Source organism: Polynucleobacter arcticus (assembly GCF_013307205.1).
In the GTDB taxonomy this organism is placed as follows: domain Bacteria; phylum Pseudomonadota; class Gammaproteobacteria; order Burkholderiales; family Burkholderiaceae; genus Polynucleobacter; species Polynucleobacter arcticus.
This window is the reverse complement of the sequence record NZ_CP028940.1, coordinates 228,550-252,191: the sequence shown is the minus strand read 5'-3', so window position 1 is coordinate 252,191 and position 23,642 is coordinate 228,550. Positions and strand designations below refer to the sequence as shown.

Sequence of the window (23,642 nt, the reverse complement as noted above, 5' to 3'; positions counted from 1 at the left end):
AAGCCTGGGGCCTCTCGGAGACTAATAATGCAAAAAATAGATATTCGGAACTTACTTAAAGATCCCAGCCTCTTTAAAGAGGAAGCCTTCATTAATGGAGTATGGGTAAAGAGTCTCTCAGGTAAAACCTTTGAAGTTACCAATCCAGCAAACAATGATCTGATTGGCAATGTAAGTAACCTGGGTCCTCAAGAGGCCGAGCTCGCTATTGCTGCAGCCGAACAGGCTTTTCAGAGTTGGAAAAATAGAACTGGTAAAGAGCGCGCCAACATTATGCGCAAGTGGTTTGATTTGATCATTGCGAATACCCAAGACCTAGCCACTCTGATGACCTTGGAGCAAGGCAAGCCCCTCATTGAGTCTGCCGGTGAGGTAGCTTACGGCGCCTCATTTATTGAGTGGTTTGCAGAAGAGGCAAAACGCGTTGCAGGCTCTATTCCAACTAGTACTTGGAGCGATAAGCGCCTCATCGTGATGAAACAACCAATTGGGGTATGTGTAGCCATTACGCCCTGGAACTTTCCTATCGCCATGATTACCCGCAAGATTGCTCCTGCAATGGCGGCAGGCTGCACTATTGTGATCAAGCCGGCAGAGCTCACGCCGCTGTCTGCACTCGCATTAGCTGAACTTGCTCAACGTGCAGGAATCCCACCTGGGATCATCAATATCCTGACAGCAGATGCCGAACAGTCTATTGCGATCGGCAAAACGCTTTGTGCATCGCCTGTAGTACGGCATCTCTCCTTTACGGGATCTACTGAAGTGGGTCGCATCTTGATGGCACAGTGCGCACCTACTGTCAAAAAATTAGCGCTTGAGCTCGGCGGTCACGCCCCCTTCATCGTATTTGAAGATGCTGACATCGATGCGGCTGTAACGGGCGCCATGGCATCAAAATATCGTAACTCTGGTCAAACCTGTGTATGTGCTAACCGCTTCTATGTCCACAAGAAAGTACATGATGAATTTGTAGAGAAGTTTGCTAAGGCGATTCAGGTGATTAAGCTTGGTGGCGGCATGGAAGCTGGAGTTACCCAAGGGCCCCTCATCGAGCTAGCCGCACTAGCAAAAGTGGAGCGGCATGTAGCCGATGCTCTCAGCAAGGGAGCTACATTAGTGGCAGGCGGTAAACGCTCAGCACTAGGTGGCACGTTTTATGAGCCCACGATCTTGTCCAATGTCACCAATGACATGCTGATCACTTACGAAGAAACCTTTGGTCCGGTAGCCCCGATCATGTCATTTGAAAGCGATGAAGAGGCCTTAAGACTCGCAAACCATAGTCAATTTGGTCTGGCATCCTACTTCTACAGCAGAGATATTGGTCGTATCTGGAAAGCCGCCGAAGCCCTTGAATATGGGATTGTGGGTGTGAATTCTGGAATCATCTCCAATGAGGCGGGTCCTTTTGGAGGAGTGAAACAATCCGGACTAGGCCGAGAAGGTAGCGCCTACGGTATGGATGAATATTTAGAACTCAAATATGTTTGCTTGGGACTTTAAGAGTCAGCAGTAAGAATCTATTAATCAAGCCGCTAAATAGCGGCTTGATTTTTTCTGTTCTACTTTTTCTTATAAACTAAATCCCACACCCCATGACCCAACTTTATGCCTCGGTTTTCAAACTTGGTAATGGGTCTGTATGCGGGGCGCTCTACATAAGCAGGATGTTTAGCATCAAGCTGCTCAAGAGTAGGCTTGAATTCTTTAAAGGATTCTTTGCTTAGCTCTAACTCGCTAGCAACATCGGCCGCTGAAAAAGTCTCAATGCGAATTTGCTCGGTGGAAGTATTTACTAAATGAGATTCAGCATTTAAGACTAAAAGCATTTGCTCTGCATAGTTATGCCAATCGGTAGCCAAATGCAAATAGGCTCCGGGCCTTAAACGAGAAACTAATAATTTCACGAACTCTGCCTGAATGAGTCGACGCTTGTGATGACGCTTTTTATGCCATGGATCTGCAAAATAAATATGGATGCCATCCAAAGAATTGGGAGCAATCATTTGCTCCAGAACCTCAACGGCGTCATGACGAATCAAACGCAAATTACTGAGATTATTTTCGCCAATCAACTTCAGTAAAGCGCCTACGCCAGGAGGATGCACCTCAATCGCCAAAAAATCATCTTCGGGGCGTGAGGTAGCAATTTTGGCAGTAGTCTCTCCCATCCCAAAACCAATCTCTAAGATCTTGGGCTTAGTGGAGCCACCAAAAACCTCTTGAAGATGCAGCTCTTGAGCTTGATAGGGAATCAAAAACTGGGGACCTAGTTCGTCCATCGCTCGCTGTTGACCAGCAGTAGTCCTTCCTGCTCTCAAGACAAAGGAACGAATACGATCGAAATGTTTCTCTGATTTTTCCGAGGACACCTTAAGCAACTACCTTCTTAAAATACGCAATCGTCTCTTTAAGACCATCCTCTAGATTCACCTTGGGCTCCCAACCTAGCTTTTCTTTTGCTAACTCGATATCGGGTTGACGTTGCTTGGGATCGTCTGAGGGTAATGGTTTGTGAATGATTTTCGATTTACTGCCTGAGAGCTTGAGGATTGTTTCTGCCAATTGCAGCATGGTGAACTCGCCTGGATTACCAATGTTGACTGGGCCTGTAAAGCCATCCTCAGAGTTCATCATTTTGACCATGGCATCAATCAGATCATCGACATAGCAAAAGCTACGGGTTTGCTGACCATCACCATAAATGGTGATGTCTTTGCCTTGCAGTGCTTGAACAATAAAGTTACTCACCACGCGGCCATCATTGGGATGCATGCGGGGACCATACGTATTAAAGATGCGTACAACCTTGATATCTAATTGATGTTGGCGGTGATAGTCAAAAAATAGGGTCTCCGCACAGCGCTTGCCCTCGTCATAGCAAGAGCGAATGCCAATCGGATTAACCTTGCCCCAATACGCTTCTGGCTGCGGATGCACTTCAGGGTCACCATAGACTTCGCTAGTAGACGCTTGCAAGATACGCGCCCGGGTTCTTTTGGCTAAGCCGAGCATATTAATGGCGCCATGCACGCTGGTCTTGGTGGTTTGCACCGGATCGTACTGATAGTGCACTGGTGATGCTGGGCAAGCCAGGTTATAGATCTGATTGGTTTCTACATAAAGTGGGAAGGTGACATCATGACGCATGATTTCTAAATGGGGATTACCCAATAGATGAGCTAAGTTTTGCTTAGTACCGGTAAAGAAGTTATCGACGACCAAAACCTCATTACCCTCTTTAAGTAGTTTCTCAGTAAGGTGAGAACCTAGAAAGCCAGCGCCGCCAGTGATGAGGATTTTGTTATTGCGATTATGATTTTGCATAATTTTTTATTTTAGAAAAGGGGTATCCCAGCCCGCTGAACGATAGGCATAGACTACTTCAGCCAGTACGATCGAAAGAGAAGTCATAAATGAAATCAGGCCGAGGACAAAAGTCCAAATAACATAAGTAGCTTGTAAGGCACGAACTGCACCAGCCTGAAAGAAAAATAACTCCAGAACAGTTAGTGAAATCAGCACCCCGCTCAACACATTAAAGAAGATTGCAGCCGTGCAAAGACGGCCTCGAACTTTTGCCTCATTCGCTTCCTTAACCATATGGACTAGCATCGCCTGGTCCTTAATGCTGCCCTCTTGAATACGATGCTGAATCGCTCTCATCCGATCAACCGATCTAGCCAATCGAGCAGAAATTGCATTAATTAAAGTAGCAACGGCAGTAAGTAAAAATACCGGAGCCAGTGCTAGCTGAATATTATTTGTGATTGCGTCTATTGATACATCCATAGGAATTTCAGTCGATCTTTATTGATGTTGAGGGGGATCTCAATGAGACCAAGCAACTAAACCACTATAAGCACTTATTAAGACTAACAAACCAAAGATAATGCGGTACCAGGCAAAAGGGATGAAGTTATGCCCAGCAACATAATGAATTAGCCAGCGCACACAAATGAAAGCGGAAATAAACGCTGAAATAAATCCGACTGCAATCGCCCAAGTAAAGTCACCCGATAAAGAAACAGGGCTTTTCCATAACTTGAGTAGCTCATAAGCAGTAGCACCACCAATGACCGGAATAGCCAAGAAGAATGAAAACTCGGTTGCTACGGCGCGCGGTAAGCCAAATAACATGCCGCCAATAATGGTTGCTCCAGAGCGCGATGTCCCGGGAATTAACGCAGCGCATTGAGCTAAACCAACCTTAATAGCATCTAAGGGAGTCAGATCATCCACCGACTGAATGTAGGATTTTCCAGTCGAGTGAAGTGCTTTACTTTGACGACGCTCGGCCCAGAAAATAATCAAGCCACCCACAATAAAAGCGCTAGCCACTGGGATAGGCGAAAACAAGAATGTCTTAATCTGTTTTCCGAATATGAATGCCAAACCCATCGCGGGAATGGAGGCAATGAATAGGTTCATAACAAAGCGACGGGAGATAGCGCTTGTCTTTAAAGTCGACGTGACCTTCCAGATCTTTGCTCGGAACTCCCAGCAAACTGCCAAAATGGCACCAAACTGAATAATCACCTCAAAAGCCTTACCGCGCTCATCGTTAAAGTCGAGCAAATCCCCTACCAGTATCAGATGGCCCGTACTGGAGATTGGCAAAAACTCCGTTAAGCCCTCAACTATCCCCAGTATGACGGCTTTGCCTAGCAAAATTAAATCCATAAGCGTGATTTTATAGATAGATGAAGTCGGTCTTGGTATTTGGCAAAATGGGGGTCAATTCAGGCGCTTTACTGAATTAGGCCTTAAACTTCATGGCACATCAAAAGTAAGCAAATCAGATGATCCCAGCCCGTTTTCGACTCTTGCAGCTCAGCACACTAGGTTTGGTCTTAGGGCAGGCGCTCGGGCTGAGTATGGTCTCAGGCAACGCCTTTGCGCAGGCTGCTATTGGTGCAAAACCATCGTTACCCACTGCAATGAGCGCCCAGTCCTTAGTTGGGCTAGAGATGCCACCACAAATGGTGATTGCCCCAAAGCAGGCTATCCCCACTAATAGCGCGCCCTCAAACCTTAATGGAAACGGTGCGGCTAATACTGGTTCTGCTGTGGATCTGATTCGTCTATACCAAGAGGCTGCATTTAGCGATCCCGTTCTCAATGCTGCGCGTTTTAATTACCAGGCGAGTAAAGAGCTCTACTGGCAAGGTCTATCCCTCTTGCTACCCCAAGCTAATGCAGTACCTGGTGGTACACGCTATTACCAGCATACCGCTGGCAATGCACCCCCAGGGGCTGCGACAGGCTCTCGGGTATATGACCAAAAAAACTACACCGTCACTCTGACGCAGCCTGTATTTAATATGGCTGCCCTAGAAGCATTTAAGCAAGGTGACCTTAATACGAAGATCGCTGATATGCGGTTTTACTTAGCGCAACAAGATCTGATTCTGCGAGTTTCACAAGCCTACTTTGATGCGCTCACCAGCCAAGATAATGTTGAACTATTTCGCAATAAGAAAAGCCTTATTCAGCAGCAGCTCGAGATTGCCCAAGCCAAGTTTGATACTGGCCTAGCTACTATTGTTGATGTCAACACCGCTCAAGCAGCTCTGGACCTTGCTAACTCCCAAGAAATTGCTGCGCAAGCAGATTTAATTGTTAAACGTGGCGTTTTAGAGCAATTGACAGGGCGCCCAGTTGGACCACTAAGACCGCTTATTAAAGAAGCAAAAATTGACGGGGTACTAAAAGATCCTCGCTCCAAAAATAAAGACAGCAAGGGCATCCCGATTGCGGACAGTGTTAATCCAGAGCTACCCAAAGGCCAGACTCTCGATGACTGGATTTTGCAGGCTGAAGCAGCAAACTTTAGCGTGTTGGCGGGCCAGCTTTCAGTGAACTTAGCAGAAAGCTCCTTTAGAGCATCACAGGCGCTGAACTATCCATCGGTTAATTTTGTCGGTACAGCAGGCTATAACACTTCAAATGGCACGAGCAATACTTTAACGCCAGCGCAAACCAATATTTACAACAACACTATCGCATTGCAAATGACAATCCCGTTGGTGTCTGGTGGATACAATAACTCGGTGATTCGTCAAAATGCAGCATTACTCGATGCAGCCAAAGCCAATTTCGACAACGCTCGTCGCACCGCAGCCCAAAATACGCGAGCTGCATTTACTGGCTTCTACGGAGGCTTGGCCAGCGTCAAAGCTTATGAAGCTGCTGAGCGCTCATCTACCTCAGCACTGGAATCTAGCAAGCTGGGATTTCAGGTGGGAACTTTAATCAATATTGACGTGCTGATTGCGCTGGATACTGTAATTACCACCCGCTCACAACTGCAGCAGGCGCGCTACAACACGATTCTGAATGCGATCAGGTTAAAGGCTCATGCCGCCGCATTAACTGATGAGGATCTGATTTCGATTAATACTTTGCTGCGCTAAGAACCTCTTGGATGCTTGGTGGATTTTGAATATCACCGACATTAGCAATGCGATCAGACCAATAACCATCAGTCTTCCAGCGCGGTGAATCGCAGTAAATTTCTACGGTAGGCTTATTCAGCACTGCTGCAAGATGCGTTAATCCTGTATCAACACCCACTGTTAATGCAGCTCCTGCAATCACCGAGAACGCATCTTCAATAGAAAAAGCCGGCGGTACAAACGCCCCCGGAATCTGCGCAGCAAGGAGCTGACTAACCGCCTTCTCCGCAGGGCTTCCCCAAGGAAAAACCAGTTGGTAGCCTTTGGCAGATAATTCTTTACCCAAGGCCACCCAATGCTCATTAGACCAACGCTTAGCCTCTCGAGCAGTGGAATGAAAGCACAATACATAAGGAGCCTTCAAACCTACGACAGCACTCTTTGGAATGCTCTTAATCCATTCTTGAGGATAAAACTGTGGTGTATCAGTGCGCTCTATCAAAGGCCAATCCAATGCCGAGCAAGTGACCCAACGCGAGCGATCTACTGCATGGCATTGGACTGGGACTTGCACGGACTGGCTGTAAAAGCTCCTTGCAAGGGGCTCATAACCTGAAAACTCAGTGGCATTGGCAAGGCCCGCAACTACTGCCCCAGAGCTCTTCTTAGCAAAAGAGCACACCATGGCCGATTTCAATAAACCTTGGGTTTCGATTAATACATCGTAGGTAGTGGATTGAAGTATTTTCCTGAAAGAGAAAAATTCTTTCCAGGTTGTCAGGCTAAAAATATTTTTCTTCCAACGACGCAAGCCAAAAGGAATGATGCGATCTATTCCTCGGAAACCATCTCGTGATCGTAAGGGCTCCAAAAGATGAACATATCCCTCCTCCACTACCCAATCAATTTGCGCATCTGGCAAACGTGCACGTAAATCCCACACTATCGGTAAGTTATGCAATACATCCCCGAGAGAGGACAACTTTACCAGCAGGATTTTGGGAGAAGCGCTCATGCGAGCATTATCTTATCTTTTGACAATGCTCCACAATTTAATTAAAACTTAGGAGCAGCATCCCACGATAAGCCAGCAGAATCTTTGGCATTCATATTGGGGCTGATGCCTTGGGGAAAGGGCCATTTGATATTCATCTGAGGATCATTCCAGGCTAAACAGGCTTCACTTTGCGGATGATAGTAATCCGTAGTTTTGTACAAAAACTCTGCAGTTTCTGAAAGAACTAAGAAACCATGAGCCAAGCCTGGAGGGACCCACATTTGCTTGTGGTTTTGAGCGCTTAGCTCAACACCCACCCACTTACCGTAAGTAGGCGAATCTTTACGAATATCCACTGCGACATCAAACACGCTACCAGCAACAACACGTACTAATTTACCTTGGGTCTGCTCTAACTGATAATGCAAACCACGCAAAGTCCATTGACGAGAAAAAGAATGGTTATCCTGAACAAATTCCATATTCAAACCAGTGGCCGCTGCAAAGTCCTGCGCATTAAAGGATTCGGTAAACCAACCACGCTCATCACCAAATACTTTGGGCTCAATAATCAGCACATCATGAATCGCTGTCGGCGTCACTAGAAGTTTTGAAGTGGTACTCATCCAATCATCTTCTTATGCGATAAAGCAACAGGTTGAGCAGACGTATTCAGTTCATTCACAATCTTCGTTAAATATTGGCCATAACTATTTTTGCTCAATTGAGTAGCTACCTTGAGAACATCCTCTGCGCTAATCCAGCCTTGACGATAAGCAATTTCTTCTGGGCAAGCCACCATCAAACCTTGACGCTTTTGTAAGGTCGCAATAAAACCAGCCGCGTCTAATAGTGAATCGTGCGTTCCAGTATCTAGCCACGCAAAACCACGGCCCATAATCTCTACACTGAGTTCATTCTTGGCTAGATATGCGCGATTGACATCGGTAATCTCGAGCTCTCCACGAGCACTGGGCTTAATTGAGGCCGCGATATCACAGACTTGATTGTCATAAAAGTAGAGGCCAGTCACCGCATAACTACTGCGCGGCATGAGTGGCTTCTCCTCAATGGAGAGTGCTTTGTAATCTTTATCAAATTCAACAACGCCATAACGCTCTGGATCGGTGACGTGATAAGCAAATACCGTAGCACCACTAGTACGATCATGAGCGCTATTGAGTTGATCAACCAATTCATGGCCATAAAAAATATTATCCCCAAGCACCAAAGCGCTTGGATTATTACCAACGAAATTTTTACCTAAAGTAAATGCTTGAGCTAATCCATCAGGTGAAGGCTGGACACAATATTCAATATTCAAACCCCACTGCGAACCATCCCCCAGCAATTCAGTAAAGCGAGGTGTGTCATGCGGTGTAGAAATCAATAAGATATCTCGAATGCCAGCAAGCATCAAAGTTGTTAATGGGTAGTACACCATCGGCTTGTCATAGACAGGCATGAGCTGCTTGGAAACAGCTTGGGTAACTGGGTATAAGCGTGTACCAGACCCTCCTGCCAAAATAATACCTTTGCGATTAGTCGCCATTGCAGTCCCAATATACTTAAATCAATTTATCGCGAGCCAGCTTAGATACATATTCACGCACCATAGCCTCCCACCCCGGAAACTCAATAATCCTAGCCACTTCATTATAAGAGTTGGAATGATCGGCTTCGGACCTGGCCAGAGCGAGTCGCAATTTATCGCTAGACATCCTTGAATTCATGGGTCTTGGGGCGGGTAATGGATATTCCACAGCTTGAATGGGCTTGATAGCTCCTGGATTAGCCTTTAGAGTAGCGCCGGCGTCTAAAGCTGCCTGCACAGCCAAAGACGCTAAGCCAAACCACGTCGTTTCACCGGTAGGTACAGCGTGATAAATACCCGATGCGAATCTTCTTAATCGGATACTGTCATCTACAGCTAAATTCAGACTCACTTGTGCCAACCAATGGGCACTAGTAGGAACACCAAACTGATCATGAATCACTTTTAGGTCTTCACGCTCTTTAGCCAAACGCAAAATAGTACGAATGAAATTGCCACCTTCGCCATAAACCCAACTCGTTCTGAAAATGGCATATTGAGCAGTCTCTTTTGCAGTACTACTCAAAAATGCTTTTGCAATTGCCTCTTCTCCAGCAGCCTTGCTCTTGCCATAAATCCCCAGAGGATTGCGTATGTCATCCTCTAGATAAAATCCATACTTCTCGCCATCAAAAACATAATCTGTTGAGTAATGTAAAAAAGTAGCGCCATGCTGGGCAGCATATTGAGCCATTATTTCAGGAGATCTCGCATTGACTGCAAATGCTAAATCCAGTTCCGTCTCGGCTTTATCAACCGCGGTATATGCTGATGCATTAATGATCAGGTTCGGCTGAAAATGACTTAACAGGCTTGTAATAGCTTGTTCATTCGTCAGATCACATTCAATACGACCAACGTATTGAATGTTGGGCTTAGCCACTAAAGCAGGCAATAGCGAGTCTAATAAAACATGAAACGCTTTACCCAACTGTCCATCTTTGCCAAATATCAGGATATTCATTAGTAGCTTGCGTAGTCTAGCTGTATTGCTTTTGCAACCAGTCACGATAGGAGCCGCTAACAACACCCTCTACCCATACTGGATTATCCAAATACCACTGCACCGTCTTCCGAATCCCGGTATCAAAGGTCTCTGCTGGACGCCAACCTAATTCACGCTCTACCTTACCGGCATCAATGGCATAGCGACGATCGTGACCAGGGCGATCTTTAACAAAAGTAATCTGCTCTGAATAAGACTTGTTATCAGGGCGCGGCTGTAATTCATCCAAAATAGTGCAGATGGTTTTAACAACATCAATATTGGCCTTTTCATTCCAACCACCAATGTTATAGGTCTCACCTAATTTTCCATGTGCTAAGACCTCGCGAATAGCGGAACAATGGTCCCCGACATAAAGCCAATCCCGAATCTGTTGACCATCGCCATAAATTGGCAATGCCTTGCTATTCAATGCATTAAGAATCACCAGTGGAATGAGCTTTTCTGGGAAATGATACGGGCCATAGTTATTGGAGCAATTCGTAGTGACTACCGGGAAACCGTATGTGTGAAACCAGGCTCGAACTAAATGGTCTGAAGCTGCTTTAGATGCAGAATAAGGACTATTGGGCTCATAGGAATTGGTTTCCGTAAAAGCAGGATCGGTAGCGGATAGAGAACCATAAACTTCATCAGTAGATACGTGATGAAAGCGAAACGCTTTTTTCTCAGCGTCGTCTAAACCATTCCAATATTCACGAGCACATTCAAGCAGATTAAAGGTACCCACAATATTCGTATTTACAAAATCAGCAGGGCCATGAATCGATCGATCCACATGACTTTCAGCAGCAAAATTGACAATAGCACGCGGCTGATAATCCTTAAGCAATTGCGCAACCAAAGCTTTGTCGCCAATATCACCATGCACAAAGACATGGCGAGGATCATCTTTTAACGATTCCAGGGTAGTCAAATTACCGGCGTAAGTTAATTTGTCTAAATTTAGAATGCCATCGGCATTGGGGTTAGCAAGCCAATCTAACACGAAGTTACCACCAATAAAGCCAGCACCGCCAGTTACTAAGATCATTTTTTACCTTTTAAAACAATTACTTATGTGTCTTCATGCGGTGGATAAGAATTAAGATTATGTTAATAATTTTAACTGATCTATCAAAGACTTGGCTCGATGAAAAGTAGTGTGGGAAGCGAAAACTTCCTTTTGCGCATACAGTGCTTTTTCAACTCCCAATTGCGGGTCATGCATTAATTCTTTAAATAACTCGAAGTATTGAGCAGGTGATTCAGCAATAAAGAATGACTTTGACCCAAACATCTTATCTAAGAGCATTGGATGATCAATGAGTTGGGGAACACCACATGCCGCCAATTGATAAGTACGTTCATTTAATTCACATGCCCAATCAATTTGCTCCGGAAGATGGACATTCAAACCCACCTTCGCGCGTGCATAAATATAACGATCTCGCTCTCGATTAAATTGAAAATTCTTCACCTGCTTCCAGCCAGGCCCATCGAGAAATCCAGAATACTCGGATGTAATATTTTTTAAATAAGTAATGTGCTCACGCTTTCGGGAAGCCATCAACACGTAGTTTAGATCGCGCTCAAATTCTGCAACAGGAAAATAGTGCAATATATTCGCGCCAAATGGAATAAAAATAATATTAAATCCTGCATCGAAAAAAGGCTGGTACTCTTTGCGACTTTTGACGTAATCTTTATCTCTATAGCTATAGTAAAAATCGATTTGATATTTTTTTGCCCACGCGAGCCGTGGCAATAGTGGCGAGCTCTCGTACTCTTCTAATGCAGCGCTTAACCCTACCCGCAAGTGCTTGCTTGCTTTATAACGAGTAATGGCACCCCAATCAATACGACGGAGATATTCATCATGATCACTAGAGAGCAAAACAGTAGGCTTAAATTGATCTAATGCTATTTGTGTATCCTCTTCCCAGCCCAGAGCTCTCGCAGGAATACCAATGTAGTTTAAGCTCTCCATCAAATTCGAGAAGAGCGAGAATCCCGCCGGAGAAAAACGTGCCTCCGGAATCTGAATCATGATGCGCTCGTCACTTAACCCAGTCATGCAATTTTTGAAAAGTGCCTCTAAATCTATTCTCAAACGAGTTCCTTGCTGAACTAGGGGGTCATTTGAATTAAAGCAATTTTCTATATCTTCGTGGATTAACTTATTTCGTAATGCACTTTCCACTTGAGCAAGAATGAGATCATGCTGTTGAAGGCTAGTTGAATTGAAGCGCCAATCAAATTGATGCTTTTCAAATGAGCGCTGTAGTTTGACTTTGCGTTTTTTAGCAAGCTGCAACAAGTGGTTAAGAGTCATATTCAGCTTGAAATACAAAGAATGTAGTTTTACATGACAAGACTCCCAATTGAGCTCATCTGATGGTCTAATTATAGAATTATGAACATCATCGTACAGCTCCAAGGCGGCTTAGGAAACCAATTATTTCAGTACGCCACTGCTAGAGCCTTAGCGCATCGGCACCAAACCTCCCTGCTGATTGATCAAGGCTGGTTCACTAAGACTTATGATGACGTTACTCCCAGGGAATTACTCCTCACCACGTTAAACACTAAGGGGGCCTTCATTTCCCTTGATTCGCCACCAAAGAAGCCCAAGCTCATTCGCCGCATCCTTCAGAAAGTGTGGCCTGTTAACCCCTATGTTTATTCAGAAAAAACCCCATATTGTTTCGATCCCTATCTAACAAAAGCCCCCACCTTTAAAGCTCAAAACCTATACCTGATGGGATATTGGCAGTCTTATCGCTACTTTGATCAGATCAAAAACATATTACAGTCTGAAATAAGCCTAAAAGTCTCACTACATACGCATTACCAAAACTACTTGAATCAAATTCAAGCGAGTAAATCTGCGATGGTTCATGTTCGGCGTGGTGATTATGTTCATCTGGCGAATGCAGCAAAGGTACATGGCTTTGTTGGCCTAGATTACTATGTGCAAGGAATGTCTAACCTTCTAAGCAGGGATCCCGACACCCATTTTTTTGTATTTTCAGACGACTTAGTTTGGGCAAGATCAAATTTACCCCACCAAGACAAGATTACCTTTATTCAAACTCTGGAGAGTAGTGACGCGGTCACTCAAGAGTTAGAGTTAATGACGCACTGTCAAAGTCATTTAATAGCAAATAGTTCCTTGAGTTGGTGGGCGGCCTGGCTAGCAAAGAATCCAGCTAACACAGTGATTTGCCCAAGCCGCTGGACCAATGATTCTGCGTTGAACTGGGATGATTTATTACCAGCTCATTGGCAACGAATCTAAAACTACATCCTACCCCTAAGCGATGCAAGCATCGCCACTAGGATCCGCTCTATTCGAGTAAATGGTGTGAATACGCCGTTGCCACGAAATTGGAAACGTGCAAAGATTTCATAGTTGGCTGCCACAGAAACATTCGGAATTTTCTGATTTAACCTCAACATAAATGGTAATGCCAACTGCAACCTATTGAAGAATGGAATTGATTTTGGATAACACTCGCCATCCATTCCAAGGCCCACAAGATAAGCACTTCTACCATCATTAAAAATGCAGTTTATTTCTGAATTCTGAACCTGACTAATTTGCCTATCATGTATGCGATAAGTAATTAACTTTTCACGCAGATTAGCGAAGTGATATCCAGCCAAAGCCAAGTCCACCCAGAGCGAGTAATCCTCTGCACCATCTTTTCCAAGTCTAAAAGGATGCCTCTTGAATGCATCCGCCAAACCCATAACAGCAGGATTGCATAAAGGGCTACATACAGTAATCAAGGCACGGATATCCGGATCTGAATATCGCTGTTTTGATGCCTTCATTCGTCCGCTACTTTCGTAAAGCGAATAATGTGCCCCGCCACAAAGATCTGCATTATGTTTTTCTAAAAAAGAAACCTGCAACTGCAATCGATTTGGAAAGGCGATGTCGTCAGCATCTAAAAAAGCAATGTAATGCCCTTTAGCCGCAGAAACCAATTGATTGCGAGCATTTACTAAACCCTTATTCTGGTTTAGATGTATTTTTATAATTCTCTGATCATCAAATTGATCGATGATTTTTTCTGTCTGATCTGTGGAGCCATCATTCAGAATGAGCAGTTCAAAATGTGGATAGGTTTGCTGCAAAATACTCTTAATTGCTTGCGCTATGTGTTGCTCGGCATTAAATGCAGGCATTAATACGCTTACCAATGGAGATGCAGTTGTGACAGTCATTAGATAAAACTCTGCAGATAACGTCCAAATCGCTTAATACTTCGCAAAAGACGTGATGGTAGGGACTTATTGGTCAAATCAATCTGATTATTCACATCCCAGGCTGATTGATAAATCACACCCAAAAAATGTCTTGCAATTTTTTCTTCAGTCTCGCCGAGACGTTTCATTAAATAGTATTGCCAATCATAGTGATAGACCCTAAATAAAGGCTCTATTGCTATCACAGGAATTGCATGGTATTTCAATAAAGTCTCGCAGTAAACCAATGACTCTGGAAATTCCGGGGTAATAAAGTCCCAGATAGTCATACCTCGTGGCTGCAAATACTCCCGATCCAAAGATCTCCAAACCTTTGCCGACCAATTAAAAGGCGATGGTGCACCATAAAAAATGGGGCCAGACCGCTCAAACAAAGCCTTTACTCGCTCAGCTTCCAGCCGTAAATCCCGCTCAACCTTTATGTGTCCGCGGTTATCAGCCATTTGAAACAACTCTTTATTCTGATGCAAAACGGTATAGGGTACATTGCCATCAATGACAAAATCTGATTGTTGAAAATCACGGATAAATTTGCTGTCTGAATCCAAGCAAAGATAGTTCTCAGAAAAACCCAGGCGCCAAAACTCGGCTTTAACGATTTGCTGAGAAAGCCTCCCGGGCATATCTTGATATTGACTAAGCTTAGCCATTGGATTAGCCGAAACAATTTCTTCATCAGCTACCCAGAAATACCCGATCACACCCAATGTTTCCTCCAGTAATGCTTTATCTGATCTTGGGGTAGAAATATAAAATGGTATTTGATCAATGTTATACCGATCAATCGAGGCAAGTAATCTCTTTAAGCGGAGGAAATCTCGGCGATAAGACTTGCAGTAGAGAACGAGATCTTTCAAGCGCTTCTTTCAGTATTTTTTTGAACTTCTGAAAGTATTCTATACGCAGCCTGATCAACGCCAACTGGCAACCACTTAGGCTCAATCAATTGCTGATTTCTCCAGTCCAACCAAATTCTTTCTACAGCAAGCTCAATAGCCTTTACATCACTCTGGGGGCTCAAGTAGGCCGACCGATCTAGTAACATCTGGTCTAGTTGGGGATTGCGATGCGTAATACCCCAAATCGGCCTTCCAGTCCAAAGGTAGTCATAGAGCTTAGACGGAATGTACTCAGCGCACCACTCATCGTTGCCATGCAAAAGAATTAGCACATCTGCAGATTGCATCTTTTCAATAACCCGCTCTCTTCCCGATTTACCAGTTACAGCGTCTTTCTCCAATCGACCATGGGCTAGTAATATATCTTCCATCTGAAGATTTTTAACTGCCTCCACAGTCAAAGGATCTAAGGGCGCACCATAGGCATGCACCCGAATGCACTCTCTTGCTTCGGGGAATTTGTTGAATAGCGCAACAAGGGCTCTCAGGATGCTGGAGAGTGATCGGTCATTAGCCAGAGACCCAAAGTGGCATAAATTGAGATGCTCAGAATAGGAATGTATCTTAGATGCACTCAGGCCGCCTGGCGGCTCAGCACCAGGAAGGACCATAAAACCATGGGCATTATTTGGGGTATTGAGATTGGGATTGCGCACTTTTGCGTAATGCAAAGCACCATCGGTAAACCACCAAGCTAAATCTGCATATTTGCAAATTTGCTTTTCTAAATATTGACGAAATTGTGCATCGCGGTTTTTGGGCTTATCAAATCCAGAATCATCAGGATTTTTACGTATTACTAAAGGGTCATGAATTTCCACAATCCAAGGCAGTCCAGTTTTTTTCTTCAGCCATAAACCTGCTAAGTGGGCAGACCAAGCGCCTCCAGTCGAATAAATTAAATCGACCTTACCGTCTCTGATTAACTTTAAGCCATGGGCATATGCCGGCATCGCCCAAGACCATTGACTAGAGTAGCCAAGAAAGAATTTCTCCAGCGCGATGAATGGGGCAAGCAATAACGAGACTAAGCCAGTAGAAATCTTATAAAAAAGTCCGCGACCATATTGATTTGCAATCCAATGCCGGAAGTCGAAACGAAAAGCTGCCGGACCCCATGCTAGAAATTGCTGATGCGGAAAGCGGTTATCCTTAATTCCGGTAATCGCACTGAAGACATGAGGCTTTATGCCAGACTCCAATAAGTAAGGAATCTTGTCAGTAATGGTGAGACTAGATGCCCGACCATCCATATTGAAACCATGCGACAGAATTAACCAGTTCCTTTTTTGCATTAGTGCATTCGTTAATGCGGTCAGCTAGTTACCAGCAACAATCGACATCACAGCCATACGCACCGCAATACCAAAAGTAACTTGATTCAGGATGACTGACTGGGGGCCATCTGCTACTACCGAGTCAATTTCTACACCGCGATTCATGGGTCCTGGATGCATCACGATCGCGTCGGGCTTGGCCAGTGCTAAGCGTGTGGGCGTCAAGCCATACTGCCTAAAGAATGCATCCCCTTCAGGAACTTGTCCGACCTCCATACGCTCTTTCTGAATCCGCAAGGTCATGACGACATCAACTCCCTTAAGACCCTCTTCCATACTGTGAAAAACCTTCACACCCAGCATATCCAAATCACTTGGCAAAAGGCTTTCAGGACCAATCACACGAATATCAGTACAACCCAGAGTTCTTAAGGCGCAGATATTGGATTTAGCCACTCGGCTATGCACAATATCGCCAACGATAGCGACCTTGAGACCGCTAAAGTCTTTTTTAAAGTGGCGCATAGTGTACATATCAAGCAAGCCTTGAGTAGGATGCTGATTGCTACCATCGCCGGCATTGACGACATGAACATGCGCCGGTACATGTTGCGCAATCTCAATGGGGGCCCTAGAAGTGCTATGGCGAACTACAAAAATATCAGCCTGCATTGCCACTAAGTTATCAATCGTGTCTAACAGGCTCTCGCCCTTAGCGGTTGAAGAAGTAGAAATATCTAAATTGATCACATCAGCGGATAAACGCTTTGCTGCGATCTCAAAAGTAGTGCGAGTACGAGTAGAATTTTCAAAAAAGAGGTTGAATACACTCTTGCCACGCAGTAGTGGAACTTTTTTCACTTCTCTCGCGGGATCCGTTACGCTCACAAACTGCTGGGCAGTATCTAAAATATGGAGGATTTGCTCTTTGGGCAAACCTTCCAAAGTCAATAAATGCGTTAACTCTCCAGCAGAATTAAATTGATTGACTAGCTGACTCATCATTCACGCTCCTCTAATTGGAAGCTGAACTTGCCAGCACCATCTTTTTCCAAAACTAAAATTTGCTTATCCGAAATCTTGACTTGCTCACCAATAAAATCAGCGGCAACGGGTAACTCCCGATTTTCACGATCAGCCAAAACCATCAGCTCGACTTGCGCCGGTCTACCAAAATCAAACAGCTCATTGAGCGCAGCACGAACCGTACGACCTGTCAGCAACACATCATCAATCAAAACAATGTGGGCGCCATTGACCTCAAAGGGAAGGTGCGTAGGCATCGTACTAGAGGTGCGAAGTGCGGTCATTCCCTTTTCAGCGTAGTCATCTCGATGAAAGGCTACATTGATCACCCCATAGTGATGCAAATTTAAGTCTGCCGCTAAACGCTCTGCAATCCAGGCGCCGCCCATTGCAAGACCGGCTAACTCAAATAGATCGCCAGCATCTTTGCGTTTGCGCAATGCCTCCAATAATTTTAGGTAGGACTGCTCTGCATTCATTTCAACTAATCCAATTCTTTTCTAGAAAATATTGCTCTAATATTAAGGCTGCAGACTGTGCATCCAAATTGTCTCGCATCTCTGGATCGCTCTCTAAAACTGCCGATGTATAGCGCTCATCTACCCAATCTACTGGTAAGTTAAACCGGCCGTGCAGCTGATTGCCAAATCGACGTGCTTTTGTGCTCATCTCATGCTCAGCGCCGTCTGGATGGCAAGGCATACCTACTACTAGACGGTCTGGCTGCCATTCCTTCAACAGCGCTTCGATCGCCTTAAAACAAGCCTCGCCTGATCCCTCGGAGACGGTTTTCAGGGGCCTGCCTGCCTGAGTAAGTGTATTGCCAACTGCCACGCCGATTCGACGGGTGCCATAGTCAAAAGCCATTACTGTTAACTCGGGGGCTCCCATATTAGGCGTGCCCCATCTGATCAGATAGATGAGAGGGGTCAAAGCCTAAATGGCTCATCGCTCGCTCATAGCGCTGGCTGGAAGGAGTATCAAAAACAATATCGATCATTTGTTGCTGAGATAGAGGGACATTCATCCAACCATTCAGGGTCAATTCCTCTTCTAGCTGCCCAGCACCCCAACCTGCATAGCCCAAAGTCATCAGAAACTTGCCCGGCCCATTGCCCGCTGCTACCGCCTCAAGCACATCTTTGGAGGTGGTCATCGTCAGGCCACCGGGTACAGCCAAGGAGGAGCTGTAAAGCACCTCAGTAGTTGGTTCATGCAACACAAAGCCGCGCTCAATTTGGACGGGGCCGCCAAAGTAGACGGGCTGATCCAGTAATGGTGCAATTTCTAGCTTGAGCTCAACCTTATCAAACAAGGTAGCTAAATCTACCTCTGTTGGGCGATTGACCACCAGGCCCATGGCACCACGCTCAGTATGCTCAAACAGATAGATGACCGTACCTGCAAAATTGGGGTCGACCATGCCTGGCATAGCAATTAAGAACTGATTAGCTAGGTGATCGGCAGAATAAGCAATTGAGGACCCAACAGCAGAAGTCTGGGAAGTGTGGGTGGGTGCTGCAACTTGACCCACAGGGGCTTTTTTAGCCATGTTCATGTGGGTTTATTTTACCGAATTATTGTCAGATCTTGCCGGTAATCCAGTAGGCCACAAGCCCAATACACTCATGCATGAGCTTGTTCCAGTTTTGCATGCCATCCTCTAGATCAAATTTATCCCACCGCAAATGATTACCCGTCTGGTAATCCACGGGAACGGGAATAACCTGGATTCCCTGTTTCTGAAATATCTTGAGTGATCGATACATATGGGAAGCCGAAGTAACCATGAGCCAAGGCTTTTGTGGATCTCCAGTCCCTAGCTCGAAGATCATTGGCTTCATATAAAGCACATTCTCATACGTATTACGGGACTGATTTTCATAATGGGCATATTTGTCTGGCAAACCCTGCTCCGCAATGAGCTGCCGAAAGGCATCTGCCTCGGACATTCCCTGAGGGGAAAGGCGTCCAGAGAAGCCGCTAAAGATAAACGGTAACTCGGGGTATTTTCGAATGAGTTCAAAGGCTTTGGTGACGCGTTCAGCTGAGGAGTAAATTGACACCTCACCCCGGTCCAGAGCAATTGCACCACCCTCAATTGCGCCCCCTAAAATAATGATTCCACTAAAGTCTTTTTCTGACATTTGCGCAAGATTGACTTTAGGGACTACATCCTCGAACGCCCTCAAGAAGATCTCTGAAGTGGGTAGCCAAGCAACTAGCAACAAATCTGCTAAGGCTAAAAGCAAAAATCGTTTGCACAAGTGGGGTTTTTTCAAGCCAAGAAATAAAAGGCTGAATGCTACAAAGACAATCACCCAATTGAGGGGCTCAATACAAAATTGCACCATCTTCGAGAAGATAAAAAATAAGGTATCCATATAAGCCCAATATTACCTGCAAGCCTAGCGCAATCAGCCAATAAGCCCTAATATAGTGGCTATGAAAAAAGCTCTAGTTTGGCTCCGCCGCGATCTGCGTCTCTATGACAATGCCGCACTTCATCACGCCCTCGCAAATAATGACCAGGTCTGGGTGGCCTTCATTTTCGATACTGACATTCTGGAGCCTCTACGTACTGAGGGTTTAGACGAAAACGGGCTTAGCCATGATCGCCGCGTCGACTTTATTTGGCAAGGTCTCCAACAAATTGATAAAGAATTACGCAAACAAGGTGGTGGATTGATTGCTCAGTTTGGTAAGTCGACTACCTGTATTCCGAAGATTGCGGAAATCTTAGGTGTCAACACCGTGTATGTCAATCATGACTATGAACCATTAGCAATTGCCCGTGATGGCACCATTGCAAGATCACTAGAAAAATTGGGCATTGAATTGGAGAGCTTCAAGGATCAAGTCATTTTTGAGAAGAAAGAGATTCTGACCAATTCCAATGCGGTTTTTTCGATCTTTACACCCTACAAAAATAATTGGCTCAAAACCTTACAAGAAAAACATATTGCCGCATATGAATGCACTCCTAATAAAGATCAGCTAGCGGAGATTCCCAAAGCGTTGCAAGCCCCCTTACCTTCGCTGGAATCCATGGGCTTTACTCCAACTGGAATTGAGACCTACCTGCCGCCAGGATCTGAAGGCGGGCAACATTTTTTGGAGGAGTTTCTTCATCGCATCGATCAATACCAAATTGGCAGAGACTTTCCCGCCATCAAGGGCGTAAGCTATCTCTCAACTCACCTGCGCTTTGGCATGCTCTCCATCCGCGGCTTGGTGCGCGAAGCCCACCGCCGCATGCTTGCAGGCAGTATGGGTGCAACGATTTGGTTAAGTGAACTCATCTGGCGCGATTTTTATTTCATGATTCTCGCTAACCATCCACGACTGGCTGAAGGAGCAGCATTCAAGCCTGACTATGACAATATCAAGTGGGAAAGTGGTGCTCACGCCCAGAAATTGTTTAAGGCCTGGTGTGATGGCAAAACCGGTTATCCATTAGTCGATGCCGCTATGCATCAACTCAATCAAAGTGGCTATATGCATAATCGCCTGCGTATGGTGGTTGCCAGCTTTCTTACCAAAGATTTAGGAATTGATTGGCGTTGGGGTGAGGCGTACTTTGCCAAACACCTCAATGATTTTGAACTCTCATCCAATAATGGTGGCTGGCAGTGGGCCTCTTCCTCAGGATGTGATGCACAACCGTATTTCAGAATCTTTAATCCCATTACCCAATCGCAAAAATTTGATCCTGAGGGTAAATTCATTCGACGTTATCTGCCGCAGCTAGATCAGCTCTCTAAAAAATCGATCCATGCGCCTTGGGAGTCTGGTCATATCGAGCTTGAGGCTGCCGGTATTCTCTTGGGGCGAGACTACCCTCTACCGATCGTTAACCATGATGAGGCACGTAAAAAGACCCTGGTTCGCTACAGCATAGTCAAGAAGGCTAACCCTGAATCTCCAGCTGATTGAAGTTTTCATACGTGATGTTGATTCCGATTTAAGATAGGGTATGAGTAAGATCTATGCCGTAGGGGATATTCAAGGGTGCGCACCATCCTTAAAGGCGCTCATCAAAAAATCGCCTACTGGGTCAAAAATGATTTTTTTGGGTGATCTTGTCAATCGCGGACCAGATTCCCTGGGAACCTTGCGCTATCTCAAGCGACTCCAAGAAAATCAACGCGTCGAATGTATTCTTGGGAATCATGATCTGCACTTACTCGCCATAGATGCTGGCATCCGCATGACTAAAGGCCTGGATACCTTACGACCCATTCTGGATGCACCGGACAGAGCAGAATTAATTGACTGGTTGCGTCACAGGCCCATGGCGCTTAGCAATGGAAAAGTACTCACCGTACATGCTGGTGTTTTACCTCAATGGGATCTTCAGCAAACAATTGAATGCGCGCAGGAAGTAGAAAAAGCGCTTCGCAAAAAATCTTACAAACATTTTCTAGCGAATATGTATGGCAATACCCCCAATAAGTGGAGTAATTCACTTAAAGGATATGAGCGCCTACGCGTGATTACGAACGCACTCACTCGCATTCGTTTTTGTACGCCTGCCGGCACGATGGAATTCAATAGTAAAGAAGGTTTCGAGAATGGGCCCAAAGGATATGTTCCCTGGTTCAAGGCCCACAAGAGAAAAACCAAAGATACCCTGATCTACTTTGGTCATTGGTCTACATTGGGTTTACTTCGACATCAAAATGTCATCGGCCTAGATACTGGCTGCGTCTGGGGCGGGAAACTGACTGCGATGGAAATTCCAGAATCAGGTAAGCCCAGCAAGGGACTAGAGATTATTCAGGTGGATGGCTATGATCATCCACTTAGAATGTAAATCTCTACGCCTACTGCTATTACTTATAGCGCTTTAAAAGAGTGGCGGGCAGCAGTCATAATTTCATCTAAAACAGCGTTGTCATGCGTAATGGACGTAAATCCAGCCTCATACGCTGATGGCGCTAAATACACGCCCTGATCTAACATCAGGTGGAAGAATTTCTTAAACGATTCAATATTCGTTTTAGTCACCGCCTCAAAAGAAGTTGGAACTTCATTGGCGAAGTAAAACCCAAACATGCCACCAACACTGTCCACTGCAAAAGGAACGCCTGCCTCATCTGCAGCAAGCTTGAGGCCTGTCATGAGCTTTTCTGTTTGACCTGTAAGGCATTCGAAGAAACCCTCTCGAGAAATTATCTCCAAAGTCTTTAATCCCGCCGCTACTGCCACAGGATTCCCAGATAAGGTACCTGCTTGATACACATTACCAAGCGGTGCCAGCTTAGACATGATTTCTTTTTTGCCACCAAAGGCTGCCATCGGCATGCCGCCACCCATGACCTTGCCAAGGCAAGTGAGATCAGGAGTAATGCCTTGCAGAGATTGCGCACCACCCAATGCCACCCTAAAGCCAGTCATCACTTCATCGTAAATTAATACACTGCCATGTTGGCTAGTAAGCTGACGCAGTGCTGTTAAAAATTCTTTTGACGGTTTGATCAGGTTCATATTTCCGGCAAATGGCTCAATAATCACCGCGGCAACCTGATCACCTTGCTTCTGAAATACTTCTTGAAGAGCAGCGATGTCGTTGTAAGGTAAAACAAGCGTATGTTTCACTAAGTCATGAGGAACACCACCAGAAGAGGGCGCGTTTTGTGTCGAGTCTGCAAAGGTCAAAAGACCAGAACCAGCCTTTACTAACAAACTATCAGCATGCCCGTGGTAACAACCCTCAAATTTAATAATCAAATCTCGGCCGGTGTAACCACGCGCAAGACGCAGAGCACTCATCGTCGCTTCGGTACCGCTAGAGACCATGCGTACTTGCTCAATACTGGGGACCAATTGGCAAATACGTTCAGCCAAGTCAATTTCACCCTCAGTAGGCGCACCGTAACTAAAGCTAGTTTCGGCAGCCTTTTGTACCGCTTCAACCACCTCTGGATTGGCATGCCCCGCAATCATCGGACCCCAAGACATAATTAAGTCAATGTAGCGTTTGCCTTCGACATCCCAAAAATAAGGGCCTTTGGCTTTAGCAACAAAACGGGGTGTACCACCCACCTGACGAAAGGCGCGCACTGGTGAATTCACGCCACCAGGAATCGTCCTTTGCGCACGCTCAAATAAAATGTCGTTTTGTCCCAAGATGCCGCCCTGCTTTCGCTAATTAGTCTAAAAGTATTTCAGTGATTCAATCA

At 45.3% G+C, this 23,642-nt stretch carries 24 protein-coding genes; 5 read left to right on the top strand and 19 right to left on the bottom strand.

What is annotated here, in order from left to right:
• The first annotated feature begins 27 nt into the window (after window positions 1-27).
• A complete protein-coding gene (locus DN92_RS01340; RefSeq protein WP_173959558.1) occupies window positions 28-1,506 on the top strand; it encodes an NAD-dependent succinate-semialdehyde dehydrogenase in 1,479 nt (492 codons plus the stop codon).
• A 59-nt stretch (window positions 1,507-1,565) separates the two neighbouring features.
• Here the strand turns inward: DN92_RS01340 and trmB are convergent, their stop codons facing one another.
• Genes trmB through DN92_RS01320 form a run of 4 tightly spaced genes read right to left on the bottom strand, consistent with a single transcriptional unit; the run spans window position 1,566 to window position 4,686 of the window.
• Window positions 1,566-2,375 carry a tRNA (guanosine(46)-N7)-methyltransferase TrmB gene (gene trmB / locus DN92_RS01335; RefSeq protein WP_254598311.1) on the bottom strand — a complete coding sequence of 270 codons (810 nt, stop codon included), beginning with the start codon at window positions 2,373-2,375 and terminating at the stop codon, window positions 1,566-1,568.
• Window position 2,376: 1 nt separating this feature from the next.
• A complete protein-coding gene (locus DN92_RS01330; protein WP_173959556.1) occupies window positions 2,377-3,330 on the bottom strand; it encodes a UDP-glucuronic acid decarboxylase family protein in 954 nt (317 codons plus the stop codon).
• A gap of 6 nt (window positions 3,331-3,336) precedes the next feature.
• On the bottom strand, window positions 3,337-3,795 hold the full coding sequence (locus DN92_RS01325; protein WP_173959555.1) for a DUF2721 domain-containing protein: 459 nt from the start codon (window positions 3,793-3,795) through the stop codon (window positions 3,337-3,339).
• 39 nt (window positions 3,796-3,834) lie between these two features.
• Window positions 3,835-4,686 (bottom strand): undecaprenyl-diphosphate phosphatase, encoded by an 852-nt coding sequence (locus DN92_RS01320; protein WP_173959554.1) that lies wholly within the window; start codon window positions 4,684-4,686, stop codon window positions 3,835-3,837.
• Between the two features lie 119 nt (window positions 4,687-4,805).
• Here DN92_RS01320 and DN92_RS01315 point away from each other — a divergent pair, with 119 nt between their 5' ends.
• The gene (locus tag DN92_RS01315; RefSeq protein WP_173959553.1) at window positions 4,806-6,419 is read left to right on the top strand and encodes a TolC family protein; all 1,614 of its coding nucleotides are present in this window, start codon (window positions 4,806-4,808) and stop codon (window positions 6,417-6,419) included.
• On the opposite strand, the gene waaC is transcribed toward DN92_RS01315, so the two are convergent.
• The 6 genes from waaC to DN92_RS01285 are packed head-to-tail and all read right to left on the bottom strand — an operon-like array spanning window position 6,400 to window position 12,312.
• Complete coding sequence (gene waaC / locus DN92_RS01310) at window positions 6,400-7,416, bottom strand: lipopolysaccharide heptosyltransferase I (protein ID WP_173959552.1); 1,017 nt, start codon at window positions 7,414-7,416, stop codon at window positions 6,400-6,402. The genes DN92_RS01315 and waaC overlap by 20 nt on opposite strands.
• Before the next feature lie 41 nt (window positions 7,417-7,457).
• Window positions 7,458-8,024, bottom strand: a complete 567-nt coding sequence (gene rfbC / locus DN92_RS01305) for a dTDP-4-dehydrorhamnose 3,5-epimerase (RefSeq protein WP_173959551.1) — start codon at window positions 8,022-8,024, stop codon at window positions 7,458-7,460.
• Window positions 8,021-8,950, bottom strand: coding sequence for a glucose-1-phosphate thymidylyltransferase RfbA (gene rfbA / locus DN92_RS01300; RefSeq protein WP_173959550.1), 930 nt, complete (start codon window positions 8,948-8,950; stop codon window positions 8,021-8,023). The genes rfbC and rfbA overlap by 4 nt, the downstream gene beginning before the upstream one ends.
• A 16-nt stretch (window positions 8,951-8,966) precedes the next feature.
• On the bottom strand, window positions 8,967-9,956 hold the full coding sequence (gene rfbD, locus DN92_RS01295; protein ID WP_173959549.1) for a dTDP-4-dehydrorhamnose reductase: 990 nt from the start codon (window positions 9,954-9,956) through the stop codon (window positions 8,967-8,969).
• 16 nt (window positions 9,957-9,972) lie between these two features.
• A complete protein-coding gene (gene rfbB / locus DN92_RS01290) occupies window positions 9,973-11,031 on the bottom strand; it encodes a dTDP-glucose 4,6-dehydratase (protein ID WP_173959548.1) in 1,059 nt (352 codons plus the stop codon).
• Window positions 11,032-11,088: 57 nt separating this feature from the next.
• Window positions 11,089-12,312 carry a glycosyltransferase family protein gene (locus DN92_RS01285; RefSeq protein WP_173959547.1) on the bottom strand — a complete coding sequence of 408 codons (1,224 nt, stop codon included), beginning with the start codon at window positions 12,310-12,312 and terminating at the stop codon, window positions 11,089-11,091.
• A gap of 81 nt (window positions 12,313-12,393) precedes the next feature.
• On the opposite strand from DN92_RS01285, the gene DN92_RS01280 reads away from it, so the two are divergent.
• Window positions 12,394-13,278: an alpha-1,2-fucosyltransferase gene (locus DN92_RS01280; protein WP_173959546.1), complete on the top strand. Its 885-nt coding sequence runs from the start codon at window positions 12,394-12,396 to the stop codon at window positions 13,276-13,278.
• Window positions 13,279-13,280: 2 nt separating this feature from the next.
• Here DN92_RS01280 and DN92_RS01275 read toward each other — a convergent pair whose 3' ends face one another.
• The 8 genes from DN92_RS01275 to DN92_RS01240 form a co-directional block, all read right to left on the bottom strand.
• Window positions 13,281-14,213: a glycosyltransferase family 2 protein gene (locus DN92_RS01275; protein ID WP_173959545.1), complete on the bottom strand. Its 933-nt coding sequence runs from the start codon at window positions 14,211-14,213 to the stop codon at window positions 13,281-13,283.
• The gene (locus DN92_RS01270) at window positions 14,213-15,112 is read right to left on the bottom strand and encodes a DUF6492 family protein (RefSeq protein WP_173959544.1); all 900 of its coding nucleotides are present in this window, start codon (window positions 15,110-15,112) and stop codon (window positions 14,213-14,215) included. The genes DN92_RS01275 and DN92_RS01270 overlap by 1 nt, the downstream gene beginning before the upstream one ends.
• Entirely contained in the window at window positions 15,109-16,449 is a 1,341-nt protein-coding gene (locus DN92_RS01265) for a glycosyltransferase family protein (RefSeq protein ID WP_173959543.1), read from the bottom strand. The genes DN92_RS01270 and DN92_RS01265 overlap by 4 nt, the downstream gene beginning before the upstream one ends.
• Window positions 16,450-16,473: 24 nt before the next feature.
• Window positions 16,474-17,436, bottom strand: coding sequence for an aspartate carbamoyltransferase catalytic subunit (locus tag DN92_RS01260; RefSeq protein WP_173959542.1), 963 nt, complete (start codon window positions 17,434-17,436; stop codon window positions 16,474-16,476).
• Window positions 17,433-17,936: a bifunctional pyr operon transcriptional regulator/uracil phosphoribosyltransferase PyrR gene (gene pyrR / locus DN92_RS01255; protein WP_173959541.1), complete on the bottom strand. Its 504-nt coding sequence runs from the start codon at window positions 17,934-17,936 to the stop codon at window positions 17,433-17,435. The genes DN92_RS01260 and pyrR overlap by 4 nt, the downstream gene beginning before the upstream one ends.
• A gap of 1 nt (window position 17,937) precedes the next feature.
• Window positions 17,938-18,348: a Holliday junction resolvase RuvX gene (gene ruvX / locus DN92_RS01250; protein WP_173959540.1), complete on the bottom strand. Its 411-nt coding sequence runs from the start codon at window positions 18,346-18,348 to the stop codon at window positions 17,938-17,940.
• 1 nt (window position 18,349) lies between these two features.
• On the bottom strand, window positions 18,350-18,934 hold the full coding sequence (locus DN92_RS01245) for a YqgE/AlgH family protein (protein WP_173961220.1): 585 nt from the start codon (window positions 18,932-18,934) through the stop codon (window positions 18,350-18,352).
• Window positions 18,935-19,040: 106 nt separating this feature from the next.
• The gene (locus DN92_RS01240) at window positions 19,041-19,841 is read right to left on the bottom strand and encodes a YdcF family protein (RefSeq protein WP_173959539.1); all 801 of its coding nucleotides are present in this window, start codon (window positions 19,839-19,841) and stop codon (window positions 19,041-19,043) included.
• A gap of 61 nt (window positions 19,842-19,902) precedes the next feature.
• Between DN92_RS01240 and DN92_RS01235 the strand changes: the two genes are divergently transcribed.
• The gene (locus DN92_RS01235; RefSeq protein ID WP_173959538.1) at window positions 19,903-21,393 is read left to right on the top strand and encodes a cryptochrome/photolyase family protein; all 1,491 of its coding nucleotides are present in this window, start codon (window positions 19,903-19,905) and stop codon (window positions 21,391-21,393) included.
• A 40-nt stretch (window positions 21,394-21,433) separates the two neighbouring features.
• Window positions 21,434-22,273: a symmetrical bis(5'-nucleosyl)-tetraphosphatase gene (locus tag DN92_RS01230; protein ID WP_173959537.1), complete on the top strand. Its 840-nt coding sequence runs from the start codon at window positions 21,434-21,436 to the stop codon at window positions 22,271-22,273.
• A gap of 23 nt (window positions 22,274-22,296) precedes the next feature.
• On the opposite strand, the gene hemL is transcribed toward DN92_RS01230, so the two are convergent.
• Window positions 22,297-23,589, bottom strand: coding sequence for a glutamate-1-semialdehyde 2,1-aminomutase (gene hemL / locus DN92_RS01225; protein WP_173959536.1), 1,293 nt, complete (start codon window positions 23,587-23,589; stop codon window positions 22,297-22,299).
• Between the last annotated feature and the right edge of the window lie 53 nt (window positions 23,590-23,642).